21 protein-coding genes are annotated in these 25,305 nt (G+C 45.6%); 10 read left to right on the forward strand and 11 right to left on the reverse strand.

Annotation, left to right across the window (positions count from 1 at the left end; translation table 11 throughout):
* The first annotated feature begins 227 nt into the window (after positions 1 to 227).
* Positions 228 to 1,223: an arsenosugar biosynthesis radical SAM (seleno)protein ArsS gene (gene arsS, locus RIB93_RS15820; protein WP_446373696.1), complete on the forward strand. Its 996-nt coding sequence runs from the start codon at positions 228 to 230 to the stop codon at positions 1,221 to 1,223.
* 160 nt (positions 1,224 to 1,383) lie between these two features.
* Here the strand turns inward: arsS and RIB93_RS15825 are convergent, their stop codons facing one another.
* From RIB93_RS15825 to RIB93_RS15835, 3 genes are all read right to left on the reverse strand, one after another.
* Positions 1,384 to 2,280 carry an ROK family protein gene (locus RIB93_RS15825; RefSeq protein ID WP_446373697.1) on the reverse strand — a complete coding sequence of 299 codons (897 nt, stop codon included), beginning with the start codon at positions 2,278 to 2,280 and terminating at the stop codon, positions 1,384 to 1,386.
* A 98-nt stretch (positions 2,281 to 2,378) separates the two neighbouring features.
* On the reverse strand, positions 2,379 to 2,924 hold the full coding sequence (locus tag RIB93_RS15830) for a hypothetical protein (RefSeq protein WP_446373698.1): 546 nt from the start codon (positions 2,922 to 2,924) through the stop codon (positions 2,379 to 2,381).
* Between the two features lie 292 nt (positions 2,925 to 3,216).
* The gene (locus RIB93_RS15835; protein WP_446373699.1) at positions 3,217 to 3,441 is read right to left on the reverse strand and encodes a hypothetical protein; all 225 of its coding nucleotides are present in this window, start codon (positions 3,439 to 3,441) and stop codon (positions 3,217 to 3,219) included.
* Between the two features lie 83 nt (positions 3,442 to 3,524).
* Here RIB93_RS15835 and RIB93_RS15840 point away from each other — a divergent pair, with 83 nt between their 5' ends.
* The 3 genes from RIB93_RS15840 (at position 3,525) to RIB93_RS15850 (ending at position 5,290) form a co-directional block, all read left to right on the forward strand.
* Complete coding sequence (locus RIB93_RS15840) at positions 3,525 to 4,508, forward strand: heme o synthase (RefSeq protein ID WP_446373770.1); 984 nt, start codon at positions 3,525 to 3,527, stop codon at positions 4,506 to 4,508.
* A 127-nt stretch (positions 4,509 to 4,635) separates the two neighbouring features.
* Positions 4,636 to 4,890, forward strand: coding sequence for a hypothetical protein (locus tag RIB93_RS15845; protein ID WP_446373700.1), 255 nt, complete (start codon positions 4,636 to 4,638; stop codon positions 4,888 to 4,890).
* A complete protein-coding gene (locus RIB93_RS15850; RefSeq protein WP_446352026.1) occupies positions 4,871 to 5,290 on the forward strand; it encodes a PIN domain-containing protein in 420 nt (139 codons plus the stop codon). Before RIB93_RS15845 ends, RIB93_RS15850 begins: the two co-directional genes overlap by 20 nt.
* A gap of 28 nt (positions 5,291 to 5,318) precedes the next feature.
* On the opposite strand, the gene RIB93_RS15855 is transcribed toward RIB93_RS15850, so the two are convergent.
* The gene (locus tag RIB93_RS15855) at positions 5,319 to 7,055 is read right to left on the reverse strand and encodes a glycosyltransferase family 39 protein (RefSeq protein WP_446373701.1); all 1,737 of its coding nucleotides are present in this window, start codon (positions 7,053 to 7,055) and stop codon (positions 5,319 to 5,321) included.
* A gap of 818 nt (positions 7,056 to 7,873) precedes the next feature.
* Positions 7,874 to 8,050, reverse strand: a complete 177-nt coding sequence (locus RIB93_RS15860) for a hypothetical protein (protein WP_446373702.1) — start codon at positions 8,048 to 8,050, stop codon at positions 7,874 to 7,876.
* Positions 8,051 to 8,449: 399 nt separating this feature from the next.
* On the opposite strand from RIB93_RS15860, the gene RIB93_RS15865 reads away from it, so the two are divergent.
* The 3 genes from RIB93_RS15865 to RIB93_RS15875 all read left to right on the forward strand — a co-directional run bounded on the left by RIB93_RS15865 (position 8,450) and on the right by RIB93_RS15875 (position 13,249).
* Positions 8,450 to 10,594 carry a GAF domain-containing sensor histidine kinase gene (locus RIB93_RS15865; RefSeq protein ID WP_446373703.1) on the forward strand — a complete coding sequence of 715 codons (2,145 nt, stop codon included), beginning with the start codon at positions 8,450 to 8,452 and terminating at the stop codon, positions 10,592 to 10,594.
* A 307-nt stretch (positions 10,595 to 10,901) separates the two neighbouring features.
* Entirely contained in the window at positions 10,902 to 11,324 is a 423-nt protein-coding gene (locus RIB93_RS15870; RefSeq protein ID WP_446373704.1) for a hypothetical protein, read from the forward strand.
* 260 nt (positions 11,325 to 11,584) lie between these two features.
* Positions 11,585 to 13,249: a peptidoglycan D,D-transpeptidase FtsI family protein gene (locus RIB93_RS15875; RefSeq protein ID WP_446373705.1), complete on the forward strand. Its 1,665-nt coding sequence runs from the start codon at positions 11,585 to 11,587 to the stop codon at positions 13,247 to 13,249.
* Positions 13,250 to 13,320: 71 nt separating this feature from the next.
* On the opposite strand, the gene RIB93_RS15880 is transcribed toward RIB93_RS15875, so the two are convergent.
* Positions 13,321 to 13,665 (reverse strand): hypothetical protein, encoded by a 345-nt coding sequence (locus RIB93_RS15880; RefSeq protein WP_446373706.1) that lies wholly within the window; start codon positions 13,663 to 13,665, stop codon positions 13,321 to 13,323.
* Positions 13,666 to 13,774: 109 nt separating this feature from the next.
* A complete protein-coding gene (locus tag RIB93_RS15885; protein WP_446373707.1) occupies positions 13,775 to 14,260 on the reverse strand; it encodes a helix-turn-helix domain-containing protein in 486 nt (161 codons plus the stop codon).
* A gap of 235 nt (positions 14,261 to 14,495) precedes the next feature.
* Between RIB93_RS15885 and RIB93_RS15890 the strand changes: the two genes are divergently transcribed.
* Positions 14,496 to 15,086 (forward strand): hypothetical protein, encoded by a 591-nt coding sequence (locus RIB93_RS15890; RefSeq protein WP_446373708.1) that lies wholly within the window; start codon positions 14,496 to 14,498, stop codon positions 15,084 to 15,086.
* 163 nt (positions 15,087 to 15,249) lie between these two features.
* Here RIB93_RS15890 and RIB93_RS15895 read toward each other — a convergent pair whose 3' ends face one another.
* Both RIB93_RS15895 and RIB93_RS15900 read right to left on the reverse strand, forming a co-directional pair.
* On the reverse strand, positions 15,250 to 15,600 hold the full coding sequence (locus RIB93_RS15895) for a Dethiobiotin synthetase (protein WP_446373709.1): 351 nt from the start codon (positions 15,598 to 15,600) through the stop codon (positions 15,250 to 15,252).
* 872 nt (positions 15,601 to 16,472) lie between these two features.
* Positions 16,473 to 17,909, reverse strand: coding sequence for a carotenoid oxygenase family protein (locus tag RIB93_RS15900; RefSeq protein ID WP_446373710.1), 1,437 nt, complete (start codon positions 17,907 to 17,909; stop codon positions 16,473 to 16,475).
* Positions 17,910 to 18,922: 1,013 nt separating this feature from the next.
* On the opposite strand from RIB93_RS15900, the gene RIB93_RS15905 reads away from it, so the two are divergent.
* The gene (locus tag RIB93_RS15905; RefSeq protein WP_446373711.1) at positions 18,923 to 19,402 is read left to right on the forward strand and encodes an NADAR family protein; all 480 of its coding nucleotides are present in this window, start codon (positions 18,923 to 18,925) and stop codon (positions 19,400 to 19,402) included.
* Between the two features lie 365 nt (positions 19,403 to 19,767).
* Entirely contained in the window at positions 19,768 to 22,620 is a 2,853-nt protein-coding gene (locus tag RIB93_RS15910; protein WP_446373712.1) for a GAF domain-containing protein, read from the forward strand.
* A gap of 108 nt (positions 22,621 to 22,728) precedes the next feature.
* On the opposite strand, the gene RIB93_RS15915 is transcribed toward RIB93_RS15910, so the two are convergent.
* Together RIB93_RS15915 and RIB93_RS15920 are read right to left on the reverse strand one after the other, a co-directional pair.
* Positions 22,729 to 23,205, reverse strand: coding sequence for a cupredoxin domain-containing protein (locus tag RIB93_RS15915; protein WP_446373713.1), 477 nt, complete (start codon positions 23,203 to 23,205; stop codon positions 22,729 to 22,731).
* Positions 23,206 to 23,368: 163 nt separating this feature from the next.
* Positions 23,369 to 25,009: a sensor histidine kinase gene (locus RIB93_RS15920; protein ID WP_446373714.1), complete on the reverse strand. Its 1,641-nt coding sequence runs from the start codon at positions 25,007 to 25,009 to the stop codon at positions 23,369 to 23,371.
* Positions 25,010 to 25,305 lie beyond the last annotated feature (296 nt).

A 25,305-nucleotide genomic window follows, 5' to 3' on the forward strand; every position in this document is an offset into this window, starting at 1 on the left:
CGCTACATTGAGCATCTTGCTCGCTACATTGAGCATCTTGCTCGCTACATTGAGCATCTTGCTCGCTACATTGAGCATCTTGCTCGCTACATTGAGCATCTTGCTCGCTACTAATACCCAATTTAAATGCATGACAGCTTAAATGATTTATTATAGACTCAGCTAGCCGATATGGGTTTAGCTAGTCAGATGCTGAAGTCAAGATACATTTCCAGGGATTTAACGTAGTGACACAGACAGCCACATTAGCGGTAACACCATTTCGCCAAAAACTGAGGACACCTTTAACTAAAAACAAAATTACAGTTCTGCAAATCAATCTGGGAAAACGCTGTAATCTCGCCTGTACCCATTGCCATGTGGAAGCGGGACCCAAACGCACGGAAGAACTGACTCCAGAAATTTGTGACCAACTTATCGAACTAATTCATCGCTTTCCGCAAATCCAAACCGTTGATTTAACCGGGGGTGCGCCGGAAATGAATTATGGGTTTAAACCCTTAGTTGAAGCAGCGCGGGCAACGGGAAAAGAAGTCATTGTACGGTCAAATCTAACCATTTTCTTTGAACCGGGATACCAAGATTTACCCGAATACTTTGCCCAGCATCAAGTGCGCGTGGTTGCGTCGCTTCCCTGCTATTTAGAGGATAATGTGGATAAAATGCGGGGGAAAGGAGTTTACAATGATTCGATTCGGGCAATTCAACGGTTAAATCAATTGGGGTATGGAAAAAATCCGCAGTTAATCCTGGATTTGGTTTATAACCCGGCGTTGCCTGTGAGCGAAGATTTTTCCTTAACGCCGAATCAGGTGAAGTTGGAACAGGATTATAAATGGTTCCTTAAGGAAAATTTTGATATTGAGTTTAACCAGTTGTTTACGATTACCAATTTGCCCATTGGCAGAACTAAGTTTTATCTGCAACGAACCAAGCTGTATACGCCGTATCTGAAGTTTCTGGAAGATAATTTTAATCCGACGACGGTGGAACATTTGATGTGTCGGAATGAACTCTCGATTGATTATCGCGGAAATGTTTACGACTGCGATTTTAATCAGATGGAAGAAATACCCGCTAACTCTGGTACTGGGGAAACGTTAACCGTGGGTAAGCTATTAGCAGCAGGAAGCTTAGATATCATTGACGAAATTCGCACAGCTTCCTATTGTTACGGTTGCACCGCCGGGTGTGGTTCGAGTTGCGGTGGTGCTTTGACTTGAGTGCAGCGGGCATAAAAATACTGGGGAAGCTTCGTAGATACGATGAAGCTGGGGAAGCTATTTCTGAGGTACACAGACAGATCCCCGACTTCTTCAAGAAGTCGGGGATCTTGCTTAATTTATAATGACAAATGACCAATGACAAATAACCAATAACAACTCATAATTCATCATTTCTCATTTGCAGTGCTAATTTGGCAGCCCCAACCATTCCCGCCTGATTACCTAGTGTAGCGGGAAGTAACTGTAAACCTGTACGAGAACTCGGTAACACTCGACGTTGAATTTCTGCCCAAGCCGCCGGGAAGAAAAATTTGGCACTTGCACTAACTCCACCGCCAATAATAATCGCTTCTGGAGTAAGGATATAAATCAAACTCGCTAATCCTGCGCCTAAATCCCGTCCGTAATGGTGCCAAAATTCTAACGCCTTTGGATTGCCTTCATTTGCTAAAATCCCAAGTTCAGTTGGTTCTTTTCCGGTACGGCGACGAATTGCCCCAATGGACAGATATTGTTCCAGAGAACCTTGATTGCCACTATTACAAGGCGGACCCTCTGGATTTAACGTGATTAACCCTAACTCCCCGGCTGCGCCCTGATGACCAACAAAGAGTTTCCCATCTAGAATAACTGCACCGCCGACGCCAGTACCCAACGTCAGCATAATCAGATGGCGAAACTGACGTCCTGCACCTAACCAAGCTTCGCCTAAACCCGCACAATTGGCATCATTGGCGATAATCGTCGGACAACCTGTTTTAGCTTCTAACCAATCCGCTAAGGGAATATCATGCCAATCATTGAGGTTAATCGCCACTCTCGCAATTCGTCCGGTTGCATCCGCAGGTCCGGGAGTCCCCACTCCAATGGCAATCACGCTATGGTTAGTATCAAGTTGTGCGATCGCGTCAGCGATTACCTCAACCACGGCTTTTGGAGTTGAGGGTTGGGGCGTCGCCACCGTTAATGATTGGATGCAAGTGCCATTTTTCTGGAAAAGTCCCAGCTTAATCGCGGTTCCACCTAAGTCAATACCAATTACGTCATTTGTCATTTGTCAGGGAACAGGGAACGGGGAACACCTCGACTTACCTCGACTCCGCTCGGTAACACGCTCGGTGTGTCACAGGGAACAGGCTATATTAAACCATACTAATCAGCAATGTTGAATGAATTCCAAAAGGCTTGGAAGTCTTGTTGGGCGCGGCGGTAACTAGCTTCTTTCTGTTCTAAAACAGCTTGGGAGATTTTGCCATCTTGGTATTGTTCTTGGGCGAGTTCAAATTCGAGTTTAGCAATCTGATACGCTTGTTTTTTAAGCGTGCCTTCTACAGAACCCACCCAGTTGGGAAAGCCCAGATACTGCGTTTCCCAGTCAGTATGACCAATTTCGGCAATTTTGCGATCGCCTAAAATGGGTTGGCTGGTTTCGGTTAACTCTTGGAAGCTGGACAGGGCATTTTTAATTTGTTGAATGCGTTCTAGAGAGTTTGACAGAGAAAAGCGTTCGTTTAGAGTATAGTCAATGGGTTCATCAGGATGAACCGGAGAAAGAGATGAGTTATTTTGAGATACATTAGCGGGTTTAGGCAGTTGGGCGACAGAACTTGTCCACCAAAACCCTGCACTAACTAGGGGAATGAGTAGTAACCCACTCATGGCGGCGAAACGTATAGACTTGGGTTGGATAAATTTCATAGAAATTGGCTGACAGAATTCCCAGCCTTGAAAAGTTATGTCTTAATTATTCGACGAGAATGAGATGATTTCCGGTTCCTGGAAAAGTTTTGACCCTTCGCTGCGCTACGGAACCTGATTTGTAGGGGCGGGTTTAGGGACTTTCTTTTCACTATTGATGATAACATTGGTGCAAAACCCTGATTTGTAGGGGCGGGTTTAGGGACTTTCTTCTCGCTATTGATGATAACGTTGGTGCAAAACCCGCCCTGACTAAGGTTGGGCTTAAGCTATCATGCATTTAAATTGGGTATTAGTAGCGAGCAAGATGCAAAGCCTGCGGCATGGCTTCGCTTAACGCACTACATACAAGGATTTCGCCATTATTGACATTAAGGTTTAAACCCCCTGCTTCCCCAGCTCCCCCAGCTCCCCCAGCTTCCCCAGCTCCCCCAGCTCCCCCAGCTCCCCCAGCTCCCCCAGCTCCCCCAGCTCCCCCAGCTCCCCCAGCTTCCCCCACTCCCCCAGCTTCCCCCACTCCTACAGCATTAAAACGGCGATTGTGTCAAAGTGTTAATGATTGTATATAGTGTTTCAATAAATAAGGAATTGGTGAAATTAATGATTGGGACAACTATATCCCGTCAACATGAAAACGTCCGGCAAGTGATTCAGAGCTACTACCAACTCACAAAACCTCGCATTATTCCTCTGCTGTTGATTACGACAGCCGCAGGGATGTGGATGGCATCTGAGGGGCAAGTTGATCCCTTGTTACTACTCATTACCCTGGTTGGAGGAACCTTAGCTGCTGCTTCGGCTCAAGTCCTCAATTGCATTTATGATCGCGATATCGATTATGAGATGCTACGCACCCGTAGCCGTCCAATTCCCTCAGGGCGGATACAGACTCGTGATGCCTTGTTATTCGCGATCGCTCTCGGATCTGCATCGTTTACCCTATTAGCCGTCTTTGCCAATCTTCTAGCTGCATTATTGGCAATGTCGGGCATTATCTTCTACATGGGGATTTACACCCACTTACTCAAACGCCATACACCCCAAAACATCGTGATTGGCGGTGCAGCCGGGGCAATTCCAGCACTGGTGGGTTGGGCGGCGGTGACGGGAGAGTTGAGTTTACCCGCCTGGTTACTGTTTGCCGTCGTCTTTTTGTGGACTCCTCCCCATTTCTGGGCGCTGGCTTTGATGATTCGCGAGGATTACGCCAAAGTCGGGATTCCCATGTTGCCTGTTGTAGCAGGTGAAGAGTCTACAACCCGTCAAATCTGGGTTTACACGTTGTTAGTTGTTCCAGCGTCGCTGTTATTTATTTATCCGTTAGGAGTATCGGGTGTGGTGTATGGTGCGATCGCGCTGGTGTTAGGTAGTATTTTTCTGCAAAAAGCATGGCAGTTATTACAAAGTCCCACCGATAACCAACTGGCGCGAGGGCTGTTTAAGTACTCGATTCTGTACATGATGCTGTTATGTACTGGCATCGTGGTGGATAGTTTACCGATTACCCAGCAACTCTCAACCGCTTTAGCTGACAATTTGCAAACCTTGGTGAGTGCGATCCCGTTTTTGCCGTTTCCGGTTTAATGGGAATAACCAACTGTGGTAGAGACGTTGCATGCAACGTCTCTACTAAATGATTCGTGCTAATCGATGTCTGAGGTTATGCAATGCTAAAATTTCATCAAGCTCCTGATGCAAGAGGCTAGTCAGCATGACGAAGATCGAAGTTGAACTCGACCAAAAAACCCTTGAAAGTGCCAAGCTTTTGGCAGAGTCTCGGCAAAGTACATTACCGGAACTGATTGCAGACGTTATCAAACTACTAGTCCGGCAAAAAAGAACAAAAGATCCTTGGTTAGGATTAGTTGCTGATGAACCGGAACTTGTTGGTGAGATACTTGAAGAAGCCCTAAAAAATCGGAGAGTACAGTTATTCAACGAAAAAATTGGAAAAGGCACTGCTTGACACAGACATTTTGTCTGAAATTTTTAGGAGAATTAATCAAAGGGTTATAGCTAAAGCTACTGCTTATCGTGCTGTTTTCGGTTGCTACACAATTTCGGTTATTACCGTTATGGAGGTTGTCCAAGGTTGGCATAAACGTCAACGAGAAGATCGTGTTCACGAGTTTTTAGCTACACTTACCTCTGAAGAGGTTTTGACACTAGAACTGCCAGATGCCGCATTAGCAGGGCGTATCTATGCGGATTTAGAACGAATAGGACAACCCATTGGTTATCCTGACTCAATGATTGCTGCGATCGCTCTACAACATAATCTTACTTTGGTAACTGGCAATTTATCTCACTATCAGCGAGTTCAAGCCTTAGGTTATCCTCTGAGGTTGGATAATTGGCGAATTTAAATCGAAACGTTTAGTCTATAATTTTTCTTTATTTTCCTACTCGACAACGATAAAGTTTATATTTATATTCACCAGCCCATGACCCATAAGAGCGATCGCGAAAACAAGGCTGCGCGTCTAAATCAACTTTAGTCCGAAAATCCACTAACCATAAATCGAAGGGGCGTGGCAGTTCAGTTAATGTGTTTTGTAAGCGTGCGATCGCGTCTGTATAGGTTCGGGTTTGGGGATCACGATCCGCTAGAAAAAATTGGGCAGATGTAGTTCTATCCGTTTCAGAATTATTCCTATCCGATAATCGTTTAAATTCCCAGGCTAACCCCATCAGTCGCCCAGTTTGTCCATGATGCTTGTGAGTGGTGGCGATGAATACGGGAGATTGAGACGCCTCTTGGATTACAGGTGCAAGCAAGTCGGGACGGTGATTTTGTAAGTACCCTAAATTCCCAATTGCGGTGAATCCTCCCATTAATCCCATCAGCCAAATCATGACCACAATTGCTTTGCCATGCTTTAGTCTAGAAGCTGAATCAAATGTCACCTGATGCCAAACTCCAGCCAGTATCCCCGCAAATAACAGGATCACAGCCGGAAAGTAAACGAACTGAAACCGCGCCCCTAGAGTTAAGTCCATACTTAAACCGTAGGTGATGCCCAAGACTAACGCGATCGCACTCCCTAAATATACCGACAAAATCTGCAAGGCTAAACGGCGATCAGAAAAGTGCTGTTGGAGTTTCCAGCCATTAGCGAGTCTCGGTATCAGGCTAACCACAAATACCACCGTTACGATACCGGAGATTACCACGATCCAAATCGGCAGAACAGTTGTGGCGGTGGGAAGCAAGACGATCATACTCAGCCCCCAAATAAACAGCCGCCCGATGGGTGCTAACCATTCACCAGTCAGATCCCCGTCGGCTATCCAGGCTGTGGGTTCGCTACCGTAGATACTGGATAAAGCAGGTAGCCAGACTAAACCCCCGACAAGCGTCCCTAAAGCAACCCCATAGATACGCCGCCAATGCGATCGTACCAAAATCTGAGGATATTTCCTTCCCTGTTGCCAAGCCTGCGTCAACAGCACCACCCCTTCGGAAAAGAGGGTTAAGCTGAAAAAATAATGGGTGGCGATTCCCAAACTATTGACACCCACCCACACTAATCCCATTCCTACTGATAACGGTTCCTCACGGTGGATACCCTGAATTGCCACAACTAAACAGGATAAAGACGCAATCACCCATAAAATCGCCAGAGTGTAGTGACGTGCGTCTTGGGCGAGGAAAATCCCGTAAGGTGAAACCGCCATCATCGCGGCGGCAATTTGACCGACTAACCGAGAACCAAACGCCCAATACCCCAAAGCATATAGGCTGGGAATAGCCGCAATTCCCGATAATGCCGAGAGCGATCGCGCCCCCCATAAGGATACCAATCCGTCATCGGTAAGAAATACCTTTATCCACAAATGGGTTAAGACAAAATAAATCGGCGGATGTGTACTTTCTTGGCTTAAATAGTTGACAACTGAACTAATATCTGAATCAGCCACAGGATGCAAGGGATAGAGCAAGATATCTGAACTAATCCACTGATTCAGTGGCACGGTTTGAAAACTGTTGCCTAAACTAAAGACCATCGTGGCGAACTCATCAGTCCATGGGGGTAGAGACACCAAACGACTCAAGCGCAAAATTGCACCAAGGGCTATCCATAACACGAGTAGCCCAAAGTGCAACCAATGTCGTTGTTTAGGGTTCATGGTTCATGGCAATTGATACACCAAGGCTTGAAACCAAGCAAAAAGCGATACCTGACCGAAAAAATGGGTCTCAAGTCTCGTCCTTCTAGGACGGCTTTTTTATGCCCTTGATCCAGTCTCGAACTACTTCTGATATCATTCTGTCTGTTTGTTCAGCATACTGTTTAAGTGTCTCAAGCTCTCTATCTGAAAGCCGTACTCTTAATGTTTTTTCTCTGGGCATCGTGGCAGATATTGTGCTACTCTATACAAGTAGTCTAGCACAGGCGAAAATTCGTGAGTATCGCCAATCGAACAATCGATATTTATCACGTCAAGTGATGCTAGTACATGAGGCGCGAGTAACAAGACTGAACAACGCATGGACTCAAACGAGTGCCGATACCGCCAAAAGTGCACGACTTGCGGGCTGTCATAAGACTAGAAAAATGTACGGTAGGGCATACCGAAACGTAGAGAGAAATCTCTAAACGCTTAGGGAGCAGGTTCCCTCTGGGGTTATCTAAGTTAGGCTCAATACTTGGTAGTTTTCTACGGGTAGAAAGGTTTAAGTATTGCAGCAAGGATAGATAACTGTAAGGTGTGTCGCGGAACTAAGAATCCCCGTACTTGTAGGACGGGGAGTGTCAAAAGACTGTCTAGATATCGCTCTTTAGCTTAATCAGCGAGAAGCCTCACGTCTCACCCCAAAGGGAAGCGTGGCATGAATCGCCAGTAATGCCAATAAATAAAAGTGGCATTGCATACCCCAGGATGTGGATCGCATTTTTCTGATGCTAGGCTGTAGACTCGCGGGAGTCTCAGGGGGTTAGAAGCTGTTACTCTGCCTCTTCTGCCTCTTCTGCCTCTTCACCCTCGACGGCTTCTTCACCCTCTACGGGTTCCTCGACGGCTTCTTCACCCTCGACGGGTTCCTCTACGCCTGCATTTTGGCAAGCGCCCAAACTAACTCCCAAAGCCAATACCAGCAGCAAACTCAGTAATTTCTTAGTCATACACTCCCCTTGGTGTTAAGGACTGCGTCAAATCAGACGTTATGTTAGCTTACTATAACTTTATAGTTTTAACACGACTACTGCTTTTTTCCTTAATCCAGCGAGAATGATCCCACTCTAACTGATCGATAAGAGTAGTACTTCGCTACGCTGCGCTTACGCGCCGTTTGGCTAACGTAAGAGTGAAGGAAGATGTATCAGATAGACTGGAATGACATTCACCCGCTTGTCTGACCCAGTTGTCTGAAGATTGGTTATGATTCAGTAAATTCTGAAGAACTACGTAGTCTAACTAAATTAGCTGCATAATTGTTAATATAGGGTTTCTTTAGCGGTTTAGCCTATAAAATCAGGACAAGCCGTCAAAGTGGGTGCGGAGGATTGTTTAAGGAATGCATTGTGTTTTCTAATTTTTATCACGCTTTTCAATTGATCCAAGCTTGGATCAAGTATCCCCCAAGGCAAGCAGCACTAACCCAAAAAATCGTTGATCGCATCCGTAATTCCCTGGAATTGCAAGTTGTTGTGCAAACAGCCGTAGACGAAATTGCGGCGTTGCTTCGACTTGATTGTTGTAGTTTTTTCTGGTACTGGGAAGAACGGGAACAAGTTGAGATTGTCTGCGAACGCCGTCAGCATGAGCATCAGCCTTCGTATTTGGGAGAGTATCCCCTAGAATGTTTTGGTACTATGGCAAGGGCGATCGCCGAAGGGAAACGGATCGTTAATCGTGGCACAGCGCACTTGACACCCACAGGACTACGGTGGAGAATTCAACAGCTTTTACACAAATCCTCTGCCAATCCCCCATCACTCATTGCCAATCCCTCCCTCTGGGACTATAAAGCCAGCTTATTGATTCCCGTCACAGGTAAAGAAAACGGAATTGGGTTTATTGCTTGTCTTTGTGAGCAATCTCGGTTTTGGGCAACTCCAGAAATTCAATTTTTAGAGTCTATCGCGGAATCCTTAGAAATTGGTATCCGTCAAGCTCAACTCTATGAACAAACCCAGAACCACGCCATTCGGGAACAACTCGTTAATCATATTACCAATCAAACTCGCCAGAGTTTTGATCCCCAGACCATATTAACGGAAGCGATTAGCCATCTGTGTTCAGCGTTGGAAGTGGATCGATGTTTGGTGCATTTAGTCAAGGATTACCAAACCTCAGATCTGCCAGCCGTCAACTCAGAAACCGCCGCTACCTGTAATGGTGAGTCATTAAACCGGGATCATCTCTATGAGGTGTATCGCCAACCCTTTACCCCTTGCAAGGACACGTTCAATCCCCAGGGTCCAATTACCCAGTGGATTATTCAGCACCGACGGGCGGTAGTGATTCCTGACGTAACCCAAGATGAACGGATTGATACCAACAACGAAGAATACCAATCTGCCCAAATCAAATCCTCGTTAGTGGTTCCGGTTCAAGCCCATGGTAAACTTTATGCCATTTTGTTCCTCAATCAATGTGCTTACATTCGCTATTGGTCAAAACACGATCAAGAACTGGCACAAGCTGTCGCCGATCAGCTCGCTATTTCCCTGCAACAGGCATATTTATATACCCGCACCCAGCAACAAGCGGCACATAATGCCATGCAAGCCCAAAAACTGGCAGAAATGATTGAAGAACTGCGGCTGACCCAAGTCCAACTGATTCAAAGTGAAAAAATGTCCAGTTTAGGCAGAATGGTAGCTGGGGTGGCTCATGAAATCAATAATCCCATTAGTTTCATCTATGGTAATATTCCTTACTTAGAAAATTATGTCAATGACTTGCTGCGCTTAGTGCAAGCCTACCAAACTGAATATGCGAACCCCTCACCGACACTGGAAAACCTCTTAGAGGAAGTGGAAATTGACTTTTTAAGCAAGGACTTACCGAAAATTTTGCAATCCATGCAATCAGGCACCCGGCGAATTCAGGAAATCGTACAGTTATTGCAGAGATTTTCTCGGCACAACGAAGCCTCCTTGAAACGGATTGATATCAACGCGGCATTGGAAAATACGTTGTTAATCCTGCACAACCAATGCATCAATACGATTAAGATAGATCGGCATTACGACAACCTGCCTCATATTGAATGTTACCCTAAGCCGATCAATCAGGTATTTCTCAATCTGCTGACGAATGCCATTGAAGCACTCAATCGTTCGCCCAATTCTGATAAAATGATTACCCTGCGAACGCAATGGAAACCGAGCATCCATTCCTCTGATGAGGATCGGGTAGAAATTAGTATCGCTGACAATGGTGTAGGCATTAATCCAGAGGTTCTCTCAAGTATCTTTGAGCCATTTTTCACCACCAAAGCCGTTGGAGAAGGTCGAGGTTTGGGTTTAACCGTGAGCTATCAAACCATTGTTAATCAACATCAGGGGCAACTAGACGTGCGATCGCAACCGGGTCAAGGGACTGAGTTTATTTTGCAAATCCCAGTGCGCCATCATCATGCCCTAAAATCGAGTCCCTCGTCCTCTCAATCCCCCACTCCTGCTTCTGACTTGTCACGGGAAGTCGCTAAACCTAGTTGACAGGGGAGATGGGGAGATGGGGAGATAGGGAGATGGGGAGATGGGGAGATGGGGAAGAATTTTCTCAGTCAATGGTTAACAGCCAACACTCTTGCCCTCAAAACTCGGTAGGGGCGAGTTTTGTCACATCCGTTGTCAGGTAAGAAATGATAATAGTCAAACTTGCTCCTACACAAAACTAAAAACTCAAAACGCAAATATCTGCCAAACGCTTATGAATGCTGTCTCTCGTTCTGTTCCAATTCAACGTCATCCTTCTCGCCAAGTTCCGGTTTCCTCGAGAAGGCGGTCATCTCGATCAAGCCCTGTGTCCCCCTTGGCGTCTAGAACCAGTCGCCAAAAGGTAGAAAGGCTTGACACCTCACGAGAACGGACTCCTGGCTGGTTGCGATCGCTGATGATTCTGCAACGCGGTTCGGATGTGATCACGCTGATCCTGGGTATTGTGACACTAACCATTTATTCCTGGACTGTATATACCCAGCAGCAGTGGACGCAAGAATACCGAAAATTGGGAACGCTCCAGCGAAATGAGCGTGATCTGACAACGACGAATGAAATCATCAAAGATCAACTCGCTCAACAAGCGGAACGCCCTGCCACAGGTTTGGTAACACCTACTACTGCCAATACCCTTTTGCTCTCTCCGGCACCTCAGCGCCAATTCCAGGAATCTCCGAATCAGACGCCTGATCAAGAAACCCTGGCACAGACTCCTTTGGGATACTGAGGGAGCAAAGGGGCAAAGGGGCGGAGGGGCGGAGGGGCAAAGGGGCGGAGGGGCGGAGGGGCGGAGGGGCGGCGATAATATATTGCACCTAGCTAATCTCTCAACTCCAGTTGGGCAGGATGAATGATCGAATGCAGAACTCAAAACTCAAAACCAGGTTCCCTACGAGGGTCACGAAGGGTCAACACTCAAAACTGAACACTCAACAGTCAAAACTGTTTCAACGCCCTGGGTTTAGATTGCTGTTAATTTGGGTAATCATGATGGCAGGGAGTTTTGGGCTGTTATTCAATTTATATCGGCTGCAAGTCGTCATCTCACCTAGCTTGGAAGAAAAAGCAAGGCAACAGCAGATGATTTATATGCGCCCGTTTATTCCGCGTCGTCCAATAGTTGACCGTAATGGTAATGTTTTGGCGGTGGATCGGCGCGTATATACCCTTTACGTTCATCCCAAACTGTTTAAGCTATCCAAAGCCAATATAGCGACTCAGCTAGCGCCAATTCTGGACAAATCGTCTACTGACTTGGAAACGCTATTTAATAAAAGAAATACGGGGATTCAAGTTAGCGGGTCATTAACGGAAGATACAGCGAACAAAGTTACTCAATTAAGTTTGGATGGGATCGAACTGATTCCCAAATATTCTCGCCTTTATCCTCAGCAAGAATTAGCCGCTGATGTGGTTGGATACGTCAATGTTGATCATCAAGGTCAGGCAGGAATTGAGTATTCTCAGGAAAAATTATTAGAACGAGAAATTCGCACGCTGCGAATGAGTCGGGCAGGTAATGGTACATTGATGCCGGATCATATTCCAGAAGGGTTTCTCCACTCAGATGATCTGCGGTTGCAACTGACCCTCGACAGTCGCTTACAACGTGCGGCACGTTCTGCCCTTAAGCAAAAAATTAAGGAATTTAATGCCAAACGAGGTACTGTAATTGTTATGGATGCCTTGGATGGTTCCTTGTTGGTGTTAGTCTCAGAACCAACCTATAACCCGAATCACTATTCGACCTCTGACATTAGTTTGTTTAAAAATTGGGCATTGGCAGATTTGTATGAACCGGGTTCCACATTTAAGCCCTTGAATGTGGCGATCGCGCTGGAATCTGGAGTCGTTCGTCCTGATAGTTTATTTAATGATACGGGTTCGATTCAGATCGGTCGGTGGCCCATTGCCAACTATGACAAAAAAGCCCATGGCATGATCAATCCGGCACAAATCCTGCGACATTCCAGTAACGTGGGCATGGTGCGGATGATGCAGCAAATGCAGCCTGAGGTTTACTATGGTTGGCTAGAACGATTGGGATTAGGGCAGAAACTGGAAACAGATCTGCCCTTTGAAACCGCCGGACAGCTCAAAAATCAGCGAAATTTTACCAGTTCCCCCATCGAACCCGCAACAACAGCGTTTGGTCAAGGCTTTTCCCTAACGCCGCTTCAGCTTGCTCAACTCCATGCTACGTTAGCCAATGGGGGTAAGTTAGTTATGCCTTATATGGTACAAGGACTTTTTGATAGTCAAGGTCAGCTATATTGGCAACCACGCCTGAGTGCGCCCCGCCCTATCTTCTCACCAGAAACCAGTCAGAACGTTCTGGAAATGATGGAAACTGTGGTTAGCCAAGGAACGGGAAAAACGGCTCAAATTTCAGGGTATCGAGTGGCGGGGAAAACGGGAACGGCTCAGAAAGCTAGTCCCACGGGTGGGTATTTTACCAATGCCAAAATTACCAGCTTTGTGGGAATTCTCGGTGTGGATTCTCCTCGTTATGTGGTGATGGCGGTGGTGGATGAACCGAAGGGAAATGCTTTTGGTTCTACAGTCGCTGCACCGATTGTTAAGTCAGTCATGGAAGCTTTAATCGCGATCGAGCAGATTCCGCCAAGTCAGCCCACAGTAGCGACAGAATGACACGTCCAAGGGTGGCAGAAAAAATCTGGCTAATCACCTTTTCAGCTCCCCTTGTGACACATTTAGGTTTATTAGCGGTTGGAGAAGTGGGCATATCGCTGCTGGTGGATTATTTCGAGTCGGGATAATGCCTCTGGTGTATAGCGTTGGGCTTCAATACATATTGATTGCCAGAGGATATTGAGGGCGTCGAGGTTGGGACAATAGCGTATGAGCGTGCGACAAGCGGCAATCCACTGTTCAATTTGGCGGTAGCTGACGAAGTAACCGCCGATTCCTTTGATATGTACCCAAAGAACGTTATGCCATTTTTCCCAGTTGAGGATACGCTCTTGGGGGATTCTCAGGAGCTTGGCGATTTGCCCAAGGGTGATGACGAAGGTTTTGGGGTTGATGCGATGGCGTATGGGTTGCATAGCTTTACTATTGAGGTAGATGCTTTACCGAATTTTTGTGTCAACATATATAATATATGCGGTAGAGCATCAATATGTAAATACCTTCCTTGAAATTAGTTGGAGTGTTCTAGTCTTCTTCTATGACGTGAAATCCAACTTGTTCTGCAATCAGGCTTAAATATTTAGATGTAGCGAGAGTCGGCTCATAAGCGCTGTTTTCCCACTGACTAACTGTCGCCTGTCGTACACCAAGCTTTTGGGCAAACTCTGCCTGAGTTAAACCCATGTAGCGACGTAGTGCCTTGATGAGTTGAGCATTCCATAGCACAGCGTCACCCAGATGCGGAACTTTAGGTTTAGCTGTAGGTTGGCGAAATGTCACCCGTTGTTGCTCGAAATCGACATCCTCAACCCGATATCCGGCTTCCATCCAGGCAGAAGCTTGCAGTGCGCCTTTACTGCGATTGCTCCACCATGCCCGTTTTTTCCGTGCTGAGTCGGGTAAGGTGTCATTCATGAGTTTCTCGATTTCTGCAAAGGTGAGAATGACTTCATCTTGATTACTCTCTTGCAGAAATGCCAGGAGTGGCTGGTACTTGCTATCTGGCTTCATGGGGCAAAACCTCTACGCCCATCAATGTCTGTGGGTTGAGATGTTGGCGGGATTTCTTTTTTGGTGCAGTGAGAAAGGGGCATGAAGCTGTGCTAAGGGACTCTTGACCATCTCTAGGATGCCAGAAAATTGGGGAATGCGATCGCTCTATCCTGCCAAATTGCCAAAGGGTGAGATGTTCAGTCTAACTGCCATAATTGTTTTATGGGACAAGAAAACTTAAAGGAGACTGGCGATGAAGGGACGTAAACTGGGGTCATTTCTATTGATGGGCATGGTACTGGGGTTGACAGCCAATCCCGCTCAGGCGTTACCCGGTCAAACCGTGGAAACCGTCGCCGCTTGGATTGCGGCTCATCCTACCTTAGAACCCGGTATTGGCGATGGGTTAGTCGTGACTAAGCAGAATACCGCCGCTCAACGATTTAAATTTGAAGCCTCGGTGCTTCCTCCAGGTCAAATCGCCTTTCCCACGAATCGCCGCCTGATTCAAAGTGAGCAAATTTCCTTCTATGACATGATTAATGGAGTGACTCCAGAACGACTCACGGAGTCACTGCGAGTTATTTATGGTCCAGCAATCTATCAAGATTACCAGAGAGCTAACCTGGTATACGCTTATCCCACACCCGCAACCATCGATTTAGCTCGGCGACAAAATCGACCCATGCTAATAGCACGACAAGGCGAGCTTTTATTAGGCGATCGCTTTGCCTATTGGTTAGAAGTGACTCGAACTGAGAATGGCAAACCAATTAATGGGCGGATAACGGTTTTCTTGCCCGAAGATTTAGACAAACTTGAAGTTGAATTGCGAAATCGTTAGTCATTGGTCATTGGTCATGTCCGTAGTTATTTGGAAAGGAGTCTTAGCCTTTTCCCTTCCTACCTGCCTGTCATATCATATCCTGACGATTGCCCTTAATGGCAATACTTTAATAACAAGGATTTCAGGCGTTTTTATGAGGAGTATTTGATCGGACATGATATCATTTGTCATTCATTTGCCAAATACCTGAAAAAATACTCTCAACAGCACGAGCAATGCGCTTGAGATCTTCATCGAGCAGGGGGGGCCAATTCACACTAGCCCGACGCCCTGCTTCAAACTGTTCTCGGCTCTCATAAGCCAATAAATATAAGGCGTGAACAAGTTCTCGGTCTAGAGTCGATGCATCTCGCAGACGCTCAAATATCATTTTTAGGGCTAATAAAGTATTGGTAATCTGACCTGGAATCGGTGGTTTGTACGACTTGAGTCGAACCAAAAATGCGTCTTTATTTTGGTCAGATATTGTGGCTTGATTAATCACAAAGTTACGGGCTGTTTTGTAATCCATTGAATTTTAATAGACGAGTTGGCGCTGATGATTTTGTGTGAATATTACTATCACTAAATCCGGATTAACTATTCTCTTTGTGCTGGCTTTGTGCTGGGGACAAAGTAGAAGGAAGATGGCATAGTGCAGAAGGCTGCAAGGAAAAAGTACCCAAATTATAAAGGGAGTTACTTAAGCGGATTTAGTATAATACCATTTCTTTGTAACATTACACATCATATTCACCCCTACCTACTTCATTGACGCAGGAGGAAGGCTCACACTACCTCTGCTTTCTGTTCTCCATTCCTGGTTTTCTGTTCCCTAATCTCCACCATTAAATTCAATTTTCAATCTTATAAGTGCGACAGGTTGATATCCTAAATATCTGGATTTTAGTCTTCATCCATAGTTGCTTCGGTTCGACTCCCTTAGCCATCAAATTTATAGAATTTATTATTTCTTCCAATTTTATGCGGATTTGGCATTGAACTGTCTGAAACAAGTATTACACGACTTACGAATTTGAGATATTTTTTGTAGAGATTAATTTTTAACTCTCCTTAAAGAAGCAAAAACGTCAGTCTTGCTGTATAAGCGCTGCAAATGACATCTACAATGCACATTTATAATTGGGTTTTGCTCGCTAGTCTATCCCTATCTGAACCAGGAAGACTTGATTCCTCTTTTCTGGTAAATCAGCAAAGGTTAGTGCTAGCTTCAACAGAACAAAGTCCGCCCCCTGGTTGTAATCGAACTGATCCTCCTGACTGTCAACCTCGATAGTAGACCACTTTGAAAATAAAGCTAGTTGAAAATACCTCGTCCTAACCCGCTTTTTATAGTCGGGTTATTTATGTTTAAGGACAAATAACTAACGACCAATGAAAACTTTACCCAACCGATTTCCACCTGCCATGAAAACTCAACGGAATGACCTGCGGTAATTGCAGCCGACAGGCAGGTTCTTGATCAAGAGCATCGCTATCATAGATCCACACTTCACTTTGGTTAGAATTTCCATCATAAACGACGGTTAATACCCACCCCTGTTCTGGATTAAGCGCGTCGGGTGCATGGATGGGTTCTGAGGGATAGCGATTCTTGCCCAAATCGGCTTCGATTAGGGTTTGGGTTTGACAATCAAACCGTGCGATCGCACTATAAATTTCGCGACGGTGATCCATATCTTGGCGATGCAGTGCCATATAAATAGAACGGGAGGCTTGACCCACTTGCGCGTCTGGAACCACTGGAAACTCGGCGTATCGATCTAGCAATTCCCGTTCGGCGATAATCATCCCAGTTTGGGGATTGATCTCGACTTGCCATAATGTCTCGTGGGTAACCGTATGAATCTCACCGATTGCGATTTCTTGGAGACGTTGGTTTGTGCCAAAATCCGGATACCGAATAAATTCGACCACGATAGAACCCTGCTGATTCACATAGCCATTGGCAAAATGCCACTGAAACCAAGGATCAGCTTCGCTACGGGCGACTAATGAAAGCGTTTCTCGGTCAACGATTAAAATTTGGGTTCCTAATTGGGGACGCCATTCCATCGCCTCCCCAAAGCTACTCACCCCCAAGGCGGCGGGTAGGAGATTTACTCGTACAGGTGGCACGAAAAAGACAAGATAAGAGCCTGCGAGGACAAAATCATGAACTAGGGGTATGCCTTTGAGTGGTATCGTTCCTTTTTGGATAATTTTGCCTGTTGAGTCGCTTTTGTAGAGATTTAAGCTGGAATTAAGTCCGAGGCTGATGCCAAAGTTAAATATCTCCCCCGTTTCTGGATCACACTTGGGATGGGCTGAAAACGAGTCTCCCTCGCCTAAATAGTCTAAGCGATCGCGCCCCCAGGTTTCTAAGGTTTGCAGGTCAAGTGCATAAGGATTCCCGCCTTCCCACAGGGCTAACAATTTATCCGGTAGGGGTAATACAGAGGTATTTGCCCTGTTTTTCACGGGTTTACCCCACCGTTCCCAGATTCGCCCTGCGGCTTTGGTGCCATAGCTAGGATAAAGTAATGTCCCGGCGGCGGCTTCTTCTTGATAGGCGGAGGTTTGCACGTAGCGATAGACCCCAGTCGCTGTCGCATCGGTGAAATGAACCGCTAAAATAGCGCCATCCCCATCAAACCAATGTCCCATCCGTTGACCTCCTCGTTCTAGACGGGCTGGTCCATTGCGATACAGAGAGCCTCGTAACCCTTGAGGAATTCTGCCAGAGAGAATTGGTAAGGGGGTTAGGGGAATTTCAGTGGCGGGTTGAGCGATCGCGTTTGCCCAAGCTTTACGGGTTGATGGTGGGGTAGCTGTTTGCATGGTTCCCGATTCTGGATGACTGTTTTTTCTATATTAGTTAATTTTTGTAACAAAATGCTGTCTATTTTTTTAGGCAATTTTTATTCAACCCCAGTCATTGACTAGCTTGCAGCAATTATTCTTTGTCCCTCTTTGCCTAAATAGGGGGTTACACCCCTCATCCCCAAAGTGCTATAGTTTGATATGTAGATGCACCCTGATAATCAAGAGAGTCGCGCAAGTGACTCTTTTTTTTTTTCGACATTCTGCCGATTACATTACAGATTTTAACGGAAAGTAAATTAGTTTATCATTTTGATCCCATTTTCCGGAACAGTGATAAATTAAGAATTGAAGCAATCAATCAAGCTTCCAGTGACAGATATTACACTTTCGTTCACTGTTGAGTTCAGGAGGTAAAACGACTATCCATCTTATCTCTGTTGTATCAGTAATATCTGCCACATCAGATAGTGAAACGATCCTAATTAACAATAGCAGCCCACCCATAGCCGCTAATATTTCCTCAATTAACGTGTCGGGAGCAATGCAACTGAAGACAACTCAAGGGTAGTGGTTCAGTGCAACTCTGTTTAGCATAGTGATAGCAAGAGGAAATCCCTTAGATGAGTCAGGTAAGGCTGCTATTGTTTTAGCGGGTTTGGCGATTCGCCTTCCCCTGCTCCCCTAAAGGGCGGGTTTAGTCACATCCATTTCATAAACGATAATAGTGAAACCCGCCCCTACAACCCTGCTCTCCCGCAGATACAAAGCCGCTCAAGTATTTCCATGCCCGCTGTACTAGCTCCCCCTCTCCTCATCCCCCTCATTCCCCTCATCGTCAACGCCTGGTGATCGCTACTATAAGATTTAGGTGTCAATCAGCCGTCGGTTGACCAATAAAAAGGACTAGATAACTAAACCCTTAAATCTGGGGTGGGCTTCAGGGACATGGTTTCCGACGCCGCACCCGACAACGTGACTCGTCATTAGACGAGGCTTTTTGCCCAGCGAAATAGTTTGACAGTTTTGCCATGACAATTTATTTTTATAAGGTTGAGGAACCCTATGGCTGCTTTTCCAACTTCTCTCCCCACCCAATCCAGATCGATGGCTGGTATTGGCAAACCGTTGAGCATTACTATCAAGCGCACAAGTTCGTCGGAACGACAGACGAAGCCTTGATCAGGACAATCAAAAATGTGTCAACACCAATGGAAGCCGCCCTCCTCGGACGCGATCGCACCCGTAATCATCGTCCTGATTGGGAACAGGTTAAACAACAGATCATGTGGCGAGGGGTTTTGACCAAATTTCTCACCCATCCTGATATTCAGGAAATCTTGTTGAACACCGGAGAAGAAGTGATTGTTGAAGATTCTCCCAGGGATTACTACTGGGGTTGTGGTAAGGATCAAACCGGTGAGAATCATTTGGGAAAAATGCTGATGAATGTCCGTCAACATATCCGACAGCATTTAGCACAGGCGAACTGCAAACTCGTGGATCGGTAAATCTGAGGACGACAGGCGCTTACTCTGGGGCTTTCAACTAATTCAGAGGAAACGGTAGAATCAAATTTACCGTCTGATTCGCTTATGTGCATCTAATTTGTCTCAGGGAAATCCTGATCAGGGGTGTAGGGTGTGGGGGTATGCCCATCAAAGGCGTGACATACAACTCAGGGCGTTCAGGTTAGGGCGATCGCTCACGGCTGGGTTTTTATGTGAAAACTGATTTCAGCGCTCAGAATCCTTACACTATTAATTAAGTATATTCACACAGATTTGTGAAGTCGGTGCATCGAGCTAACCATCTGATTCGTAACTTGGATTGCCCTCTAACCCAGAATCAGACCGTGTTTCATAGGAGTAGGACAGTGTTACAGCCAGAACTCGATCAAGAAGACTTGTTGCGCCGGATCACGAATCGGATTCGCCAATCCTTAGAAATACAAGAGATTTTAAATGCCACAGTTGCAGAAGTGCGATCGTTGTTAGGAACCGATCGCGTCATGGTTTACTGCTTTAATGCGTCGGGTGGTGGACAGGTGATTGCTGAATCAGTCAACACCAATCGACTGTCTTCTCTCAACGGATTAAACTTCCCCGCCGATGATATTCCCGAACAAGCCCGTCAATTGTACCTCACCGAGCGCTTGCGTTCCATTGTGGATGTTTCTGGGGGACTGATTGGTTTATCACCCTTAGAACCCTCAGAAACAGAGAATCGCTCCACGCCGCAACCGATTCACTATCGTCCCGTAGATGCTTGTCATGTCAAGTATTTACGAGCAATGGGGGTCCAGTCTTCAATGGTCTTACCCATTGTCCACTATGATATCCAGGCTCAACGCTCCCAGAAACGACTCTGGGGACTTTTAGTCTCTCATCACGTCACATCCCGTACCATTAGCCAACGGGAATTGCAGATTGTCCAATCGGTGGTGGATCAAGTGTCCATTGCTATTGCCCAATCTAATCTCTTATCCCAAACCCGTCAGCAGCATCAGATCGAAGCGACGATTAATCGTGTCTCCACCTTGCTGCATTCATTACCCACGATTCAACTTCAAGCTGCATTACAAGAAACGGTTAGCGCTCTATCGAGTTGGGGAGGTAGACTCTATATAGCCCCAGACCAAGTGAATCCTAGGGCAGAGTGCCTTATATGTGGCACACAACCTACATTTGGAGATCAAGACAGTCCGACGACGATTGAAGAGCATCCTTTGTTTGTCCAATGGGTAACTGGAAATATAACCCCTGACAGGCACAATGGCTCATCCGCATCTAATTCGAGTCCCGTTGGTTGTCAGCCGCTCATCGTCAACGATTTGTATCAAGTTTCAGAGTTGGCGAGTTTGGCTTCAGCTTTTGATGCTACTCCCATTCGAGGGTGGTTAGTAATACCCTTGTATTATCGCTCCTCATTCCTGGGGTATCTGAGTATTTTTCGCTCTCAAGTGATGCAAGAAATTTTGTGGGCGGGAGAGTTTAACCCCAATGAACAACAACGCAGTCCCCGTCAATCCTTTGAACAGTGGCGAGAGGTGAAACGGAATCAAGCTCAACCGTGGACGAATTACGACATTGAACTAGCGATCGCACTCGGTCATCATTTTGCCATGGCGATCGAGCAATATAAACTTTATGCTCAAGTACAAGCCCTAAATAGTAACTTAGAATGCCAAGTGGCTGAACGCACAGCTAAGTTACAACAATCTCTAGAGCAAGGGCGGGCGCTACAGCGAGTGACCAACCAAATTCGCAGTACTCTTGATCTGAAAACCACCCTACAAACGATTGTACGAGAAGTTCGTCAACTGCTGAACACTGACCGAGTGATCATTTATCGGTTTACCGATGATTCCCACGGTCAAGTTATTGTGGAATCGATGACAGGTGAGTGGTTATCGCTTTTGGATATTGATGATCCGCAGCAGTATTTCTCGAAAGCCCAGATTCAAGTGTATAAGCGAGGTAATTTAGGAGTGATTAAGGATATCACTCAAGCCCGATTAACTCCGGATCAACAAGAGTTCTTAAAACGTTGTCAAGTACAAGCCGCTTTAATTGTTCCCATTGGCGTGGAGAATCCTCAAACTAATGAAATACCCATTATGCTGGATAGTCTTCCTTGTCCCAGATGGGAGCAACCTCTGTGGGGATTTTTAATTGCTCAAGAATGTAAAGCTAGGCGAGATTGGCTTCCCTCAGAGATTAAACTGCTAAAAAAGTTAGCCGATCAAGCGGCGGTGGCGATTCAGCAAGCGGAATTATTTACCCATACTCAAGCCCAAGCCCAACAATTGGCAAGTGCGTTTCACCATCTAAAGCAAACTCAAGCCCAACTGATTCAAACCGAAAAAATGTCGAGTCTGGGACAGTTGATTGCGGGAGTCGCTCACGAAATTAATAATCCGGTTAATTTTATTTATGGTAACCTGGTTTATACCAGTCAGTATGCTCAGGATTTACTGAATATTATTCATTCCTACCAGAAATATCATCCTCAGCCAGAGCCAGAAATTATTGAATTGTTAGATGTTATCGACTTGGAGTTTTTAGAAGGAGATTTACCCAAGCTTTTAGAGTCGATGAAAATGGGATCGGAACGGATTCGCAAGCTAGTTTTGTCGTTGCGAAACTTCTCCCGCCTGGATCAAGCCGAGAAAAAGTTAGTGGATATTCATGAAGGGATAGAGAGTACATTACTGATTTTACAATATCGCCTGAAAGGGAAACCCAATTATCCAGGGATTCAGGTGATCAAAAATTATGGGGAGTTGCCGTTAGTTGAATGCTATCCCAGTCAACTCAACCAGGTTTTTATGAATGTTTTGAGCAACGCGATCGATGCGTTAGAAGACTGTAATCCAGATAACCAGAGGATTACGATTTCCACAAGTGTTCAATCTAAGATTAGTGAGAACCAATATAGTCCGAATAACACCACACAAATAGAGAAAAATCAAGGCTCATCTCCAACTCATATCATCATTCAAATTGCTGATAGTGGTTCAGGAATTAGCCCAGAACTTCAATCACAAATTTTCGATCCCTTTTTTACAACCAAGCCGATTGGTAAAGGAACGGGTTTAGGGCTTTCGATTAGTTATCAAATTATCGTGGAAAAACATGGGGGAATATTTAAATGCAGTTCTCAGCCAGGAGAAGGAACTGGATTTTGGATTGAGATTCCCATTCGTCAGTCTCAAAGAGGGGAGTAATAATATTATTTCCTTATCCCGCCGATCGCGTTTTTTAACCCAAGTGCGTAGGGGCTTGGTAACCAAGCCCCTACATTTTTATTATGGGTGAGCAAGCCGGACATCATATTATTCAGGTTTTATGGTAATTTCTCCTACCATACCTGCTTCTGTATGTCCAGGAATTGAACAATGAAGTTCGTAGGTTCCGGGTTTCATTGGCACAAATACCCACTCAGCCTCGCCACCGGGTTTCAGTTCCAGTTCATGGATTGCTCCTTTAACTTCGACTTTGGCGGCTTCAACTTTTTGAGTCCAACTCGCATCAGCAAAGTCTTTGGCGGTGAAGTAGTGCTTTTGGGGACTAGGATTATCCAGCAACAGTTTATAGCGTTTACCTGCGACAAACTCAAATTGGTTAGGGAAGAACTTCAATTCATCGGCTGAATTGCCCAAACTCACGTTAACCTCTATGGCTGGAGTCGCCGCGATCGCTGGGAAGCATACTAGGTTAATTCCTAGAATTAGTCCAATGATTGCGGTTAAGCATCGGCGAAGGCATTGATTTTGCCAGGGGTGATTTAAGGATAGTTTTTTGAGCATCATAGTATTCAGATATTGCACTATTTGGATCACATCGTTACGATTACTAGATTATCAGGATGGAGTAATTCTTTCGCCTTACTATGGGGCAAAGTTATAGGCGAAATGATACAACTTTAGCTTTTAGCCAGGGGTTTAACCCAACCCCTGGCTGTTGGTGAGACTGCTACACCAATATTCCCTCTTGATTACTGCTATTATTCCTAACTTCCAAAGGCAAAAATATCGTCATCACTTCCCCAGTTTGCGGTCGCTGACGCACAATTAATTTACCGCCCAAGGCTTGGAACAAATGCTTGGTCACGTTTAGATTTAAACTCAGACTGCCTGTTTCTGGCTGAAACATTAATAACTGACCAATTGACTTTAACGTCTGACAGGTTGACTGTCCAAACTTATCCAAATTCCCCGAATTCTCTGGGTTAGGTTGGGACTGAAATTGCAACTTTAACTGGTCTCCAGCGGGAGTGACCTGCACCTGAATATGACCGCCGGCTGGTAAGGTACGGGTAAAATTCTCCACTAAACCCGTCAACACCTGATCTAACATCGAAGGATTACTCACCACCGTGGGCAGATTTTGCGGCAATACGACATCCAAGCTGACATTACGCCGCTGTGCCTGCTTTTGCCAGTGGGGAATACTAGTCTGGAAAATTTGAGCCAATGACATTGATGTGAGATTAACAGGGGTTTCTTTCACCGCTTTTGTTTCTAATTCAACGGCTCTAAAAATTAACTCCATGCGGTTAATCTGTTCTGTACATTCATGATCTATGATTTCCAGACGCCGAATCACTTCTGGTGCTAAATCTTTACGTTTTAATAATAATTTAGTTAACGTGCGAATCGTCGTTAGGGGTGTGCGAACTTCATGAGTTAAAGCTTGCAGAAGTTCCACATCCGGCGCGGATTCACGGAGTTGGGACACTCGATGATTAACACGGGTTTCTGACTTAGCTAAGGGTTGCCAATCCCGGTCTTCAATTGTCTCACTGTACGCTGGGTCTGTAGAGACTTGAGTAACTGAATTAATCGGGGTTACTGCTATGGTTTCATTCTTCGGTTCTACAGAATATTCCGGCATATTTTGCAGCAACTGACGCCCAAATTGCATAACAATTTTATAATCGGGAGGCTGAGGCGCAAACTGCTTAACTAATGTATCTAAATGACTCAGTTGATGGGGATTGACTAATAATAAACGAGGATAAAGAGACGCCCAAGCTTTTTGTACATCCTCTGGATCAAAGGAAAAGCGAAATCCAGGTACACCATTGGGATCGTCTCCCGCCGCCATAACTAAACTAAAGCCACGGGTAAAGACTAAGCAAAACTGCTCCTCAGTCAATGAGTCAGCCGGAAATAAGCAGAGTTCATAAGTAGTATTAACCGTACCTTGAGCTTTTTCCGGTTGAGCTGGAGGCAATTGAAAGGGCATAAAACTCCAAGGGTTTACTGTTTCAGTCGTAAACACCCCCGTTTGAAAATGAGAAAGCAAATCAGAGTGGCTTAAAACAGGTGCAGGACCGGCTAAAACTAACCCGTTTAGAGATGCTGAGTTGTCCCCTTGATCGTCTTGGCAAAGGACTTGTAAGAGTAACTTTTCCAGAGACGCGATCGCACTTTGCCATTCTCGCTGCGATCGCCTTTCGTCTCTCATCCGCTGACTCGCCGCACTGCGCTGTCCCTTATTCATGACAACCGTTGTCGATTCAACCTGAGATTCGACCGGATTGTTCACCCCAGTCGGCGTATTCTGAGCTAAAACTTCGCTGATGTTTGGTAACAACCACTTTTGCACCACTATCTATCCCCATGAACTGCCAATTCTACTTGTCTATCTATGAGGATACTGGCTCTCGTCATCTCTCCGGGGTCGTAGAACCGAACCCCTGAGTCGCAATTTCCGTGGAATGGTCTTATGTCTTATGTCTTATGTCAGGAAACAGGCGATAGAGTGTTGATGTAGGGGCGGGTTTTACGATTATCGTTTCGTACTTTACCCAGATGTGACTAAACCCGCCCCGACTACCTCATCCAATCATGATTCATACAATTCTTTCTTCCTACAGATGGACAAGTGACTAATAGTGGTTATCT

Source organism: Coleofasciculus sp. D1-CHI-01, assembly GCF_040218875.1.
GTDB lineage: Bacteria > Cyanobacteriota > Cyanobacteriia > Cyanobacteriales > Coleofasciculaceae > Coleofasciculus.

What these genes read in the sequence shown, in the direction of transcription:
- RIB93_RS15890 (WP_446373708.1), top strand. Translation starts at nt 14,496, where the DNA reads ATGAAGGGACGTAAACTGGGGTCATTTCTATTGATGGGCATGGTACTG.
- RIB93_RS15830 (WP_446373698.1), bottom strand. Translation starts at nt 2,924, where the DNA reads ATGAAATTTATCCAACCCAAGTCTATACGTTTCGCCGCCATGAGTGGG.
- RIB93_RS15860 (WP_446373702.1), bottom strand. Translation starts at nt 8,050, where the DNA reads ATGACTAAGAAATTACTGAGTTTGCTGCTGGTATTGGCTTTGGGAGTT.
- RIB93_RS15900 (WP_446373710.1), bottom strand. Translation starts at nt 17,909, where the DNA reads ATGCAAACAGCTACCCCACCATCAACCCGTAAAGCTTGGGCAAACGCG.
- RIB93_RS15840 (WP_446373770.1), top strand. Translation starts at nt 3,525, where the DNA reads ATGATTGGGACAACTATATCCCGTCAACATGAAAACGTCCGGCAAGTG.
- RIB93_RS15915 (WP_446373713.1), bottom strand. Translation starts at nt 23,205, where the DNA reads ATGATGCTCAAAAAACTATCCTTAAATCACCCCTGGCAAAATCAATGC.
- RIB93_RS15875 (WP_446373705.1), top strand. Translation starts at nt 11,585, where the DNA reads ATGATGGCAGGGAGTTTTGGGCTGTTATTCAATTTATATCGGCTGCAA.
- RIB93_RS15895 (WP_446373709.1), bottom strand. Translation starts at nt 15,600, where the DNA reads ATGGATTACAAAACAGCCCGTAACTTTGTGATTAATCAAGCCACAATA.
- RIB93_RS15885 (WP_446373707.1), bottom strand. Translation starts at nt 14,260, where the DNA reads ATGAAGCCAGATAGCAAGTACCAGCCACTCCTGGCATTTCTGCAAGAG.
- RIB93_RS15880 (WP_446373706.1), bottom strand. Translation starts at nt 13,665, where the DNA reads ATGCAACCCATACGCCATCGCATCAACCCCAAAACCTTCGTCATCACC.
- RIB93_RS15905 (WP_446373711.1), top strand. Translation starts at nt 18,923, where the DNA reads ATGACAATTTATTTTTATAAGGTTGAGGAACCCTATGGCTGCTTTTCC.
- RIB93_RS15855 (WP_446373701.1), bottom strand. Translation starts at nt 7,055, where the DNA reads ATGAACCCTAAACAACGACATTGGTTGCACTTTGGGCTACTCGTGTTA.
- RIB93_RS15825 (WP_446373697.1), bottom strand. Translation starts at nt 2,280, where the DNA reads ATGACAAATGACGTAATTGGTATTGACTTAGGTGGAACCGCGATTAAG.
- RIB93_RS15845 (WP_446373700.1), top strand. Translation starts at nt 4,636, where the DNA reads ATGACGAAGATCGAAGTTGAACTCGACCAAAAAACCCTTGAAAGTGCC.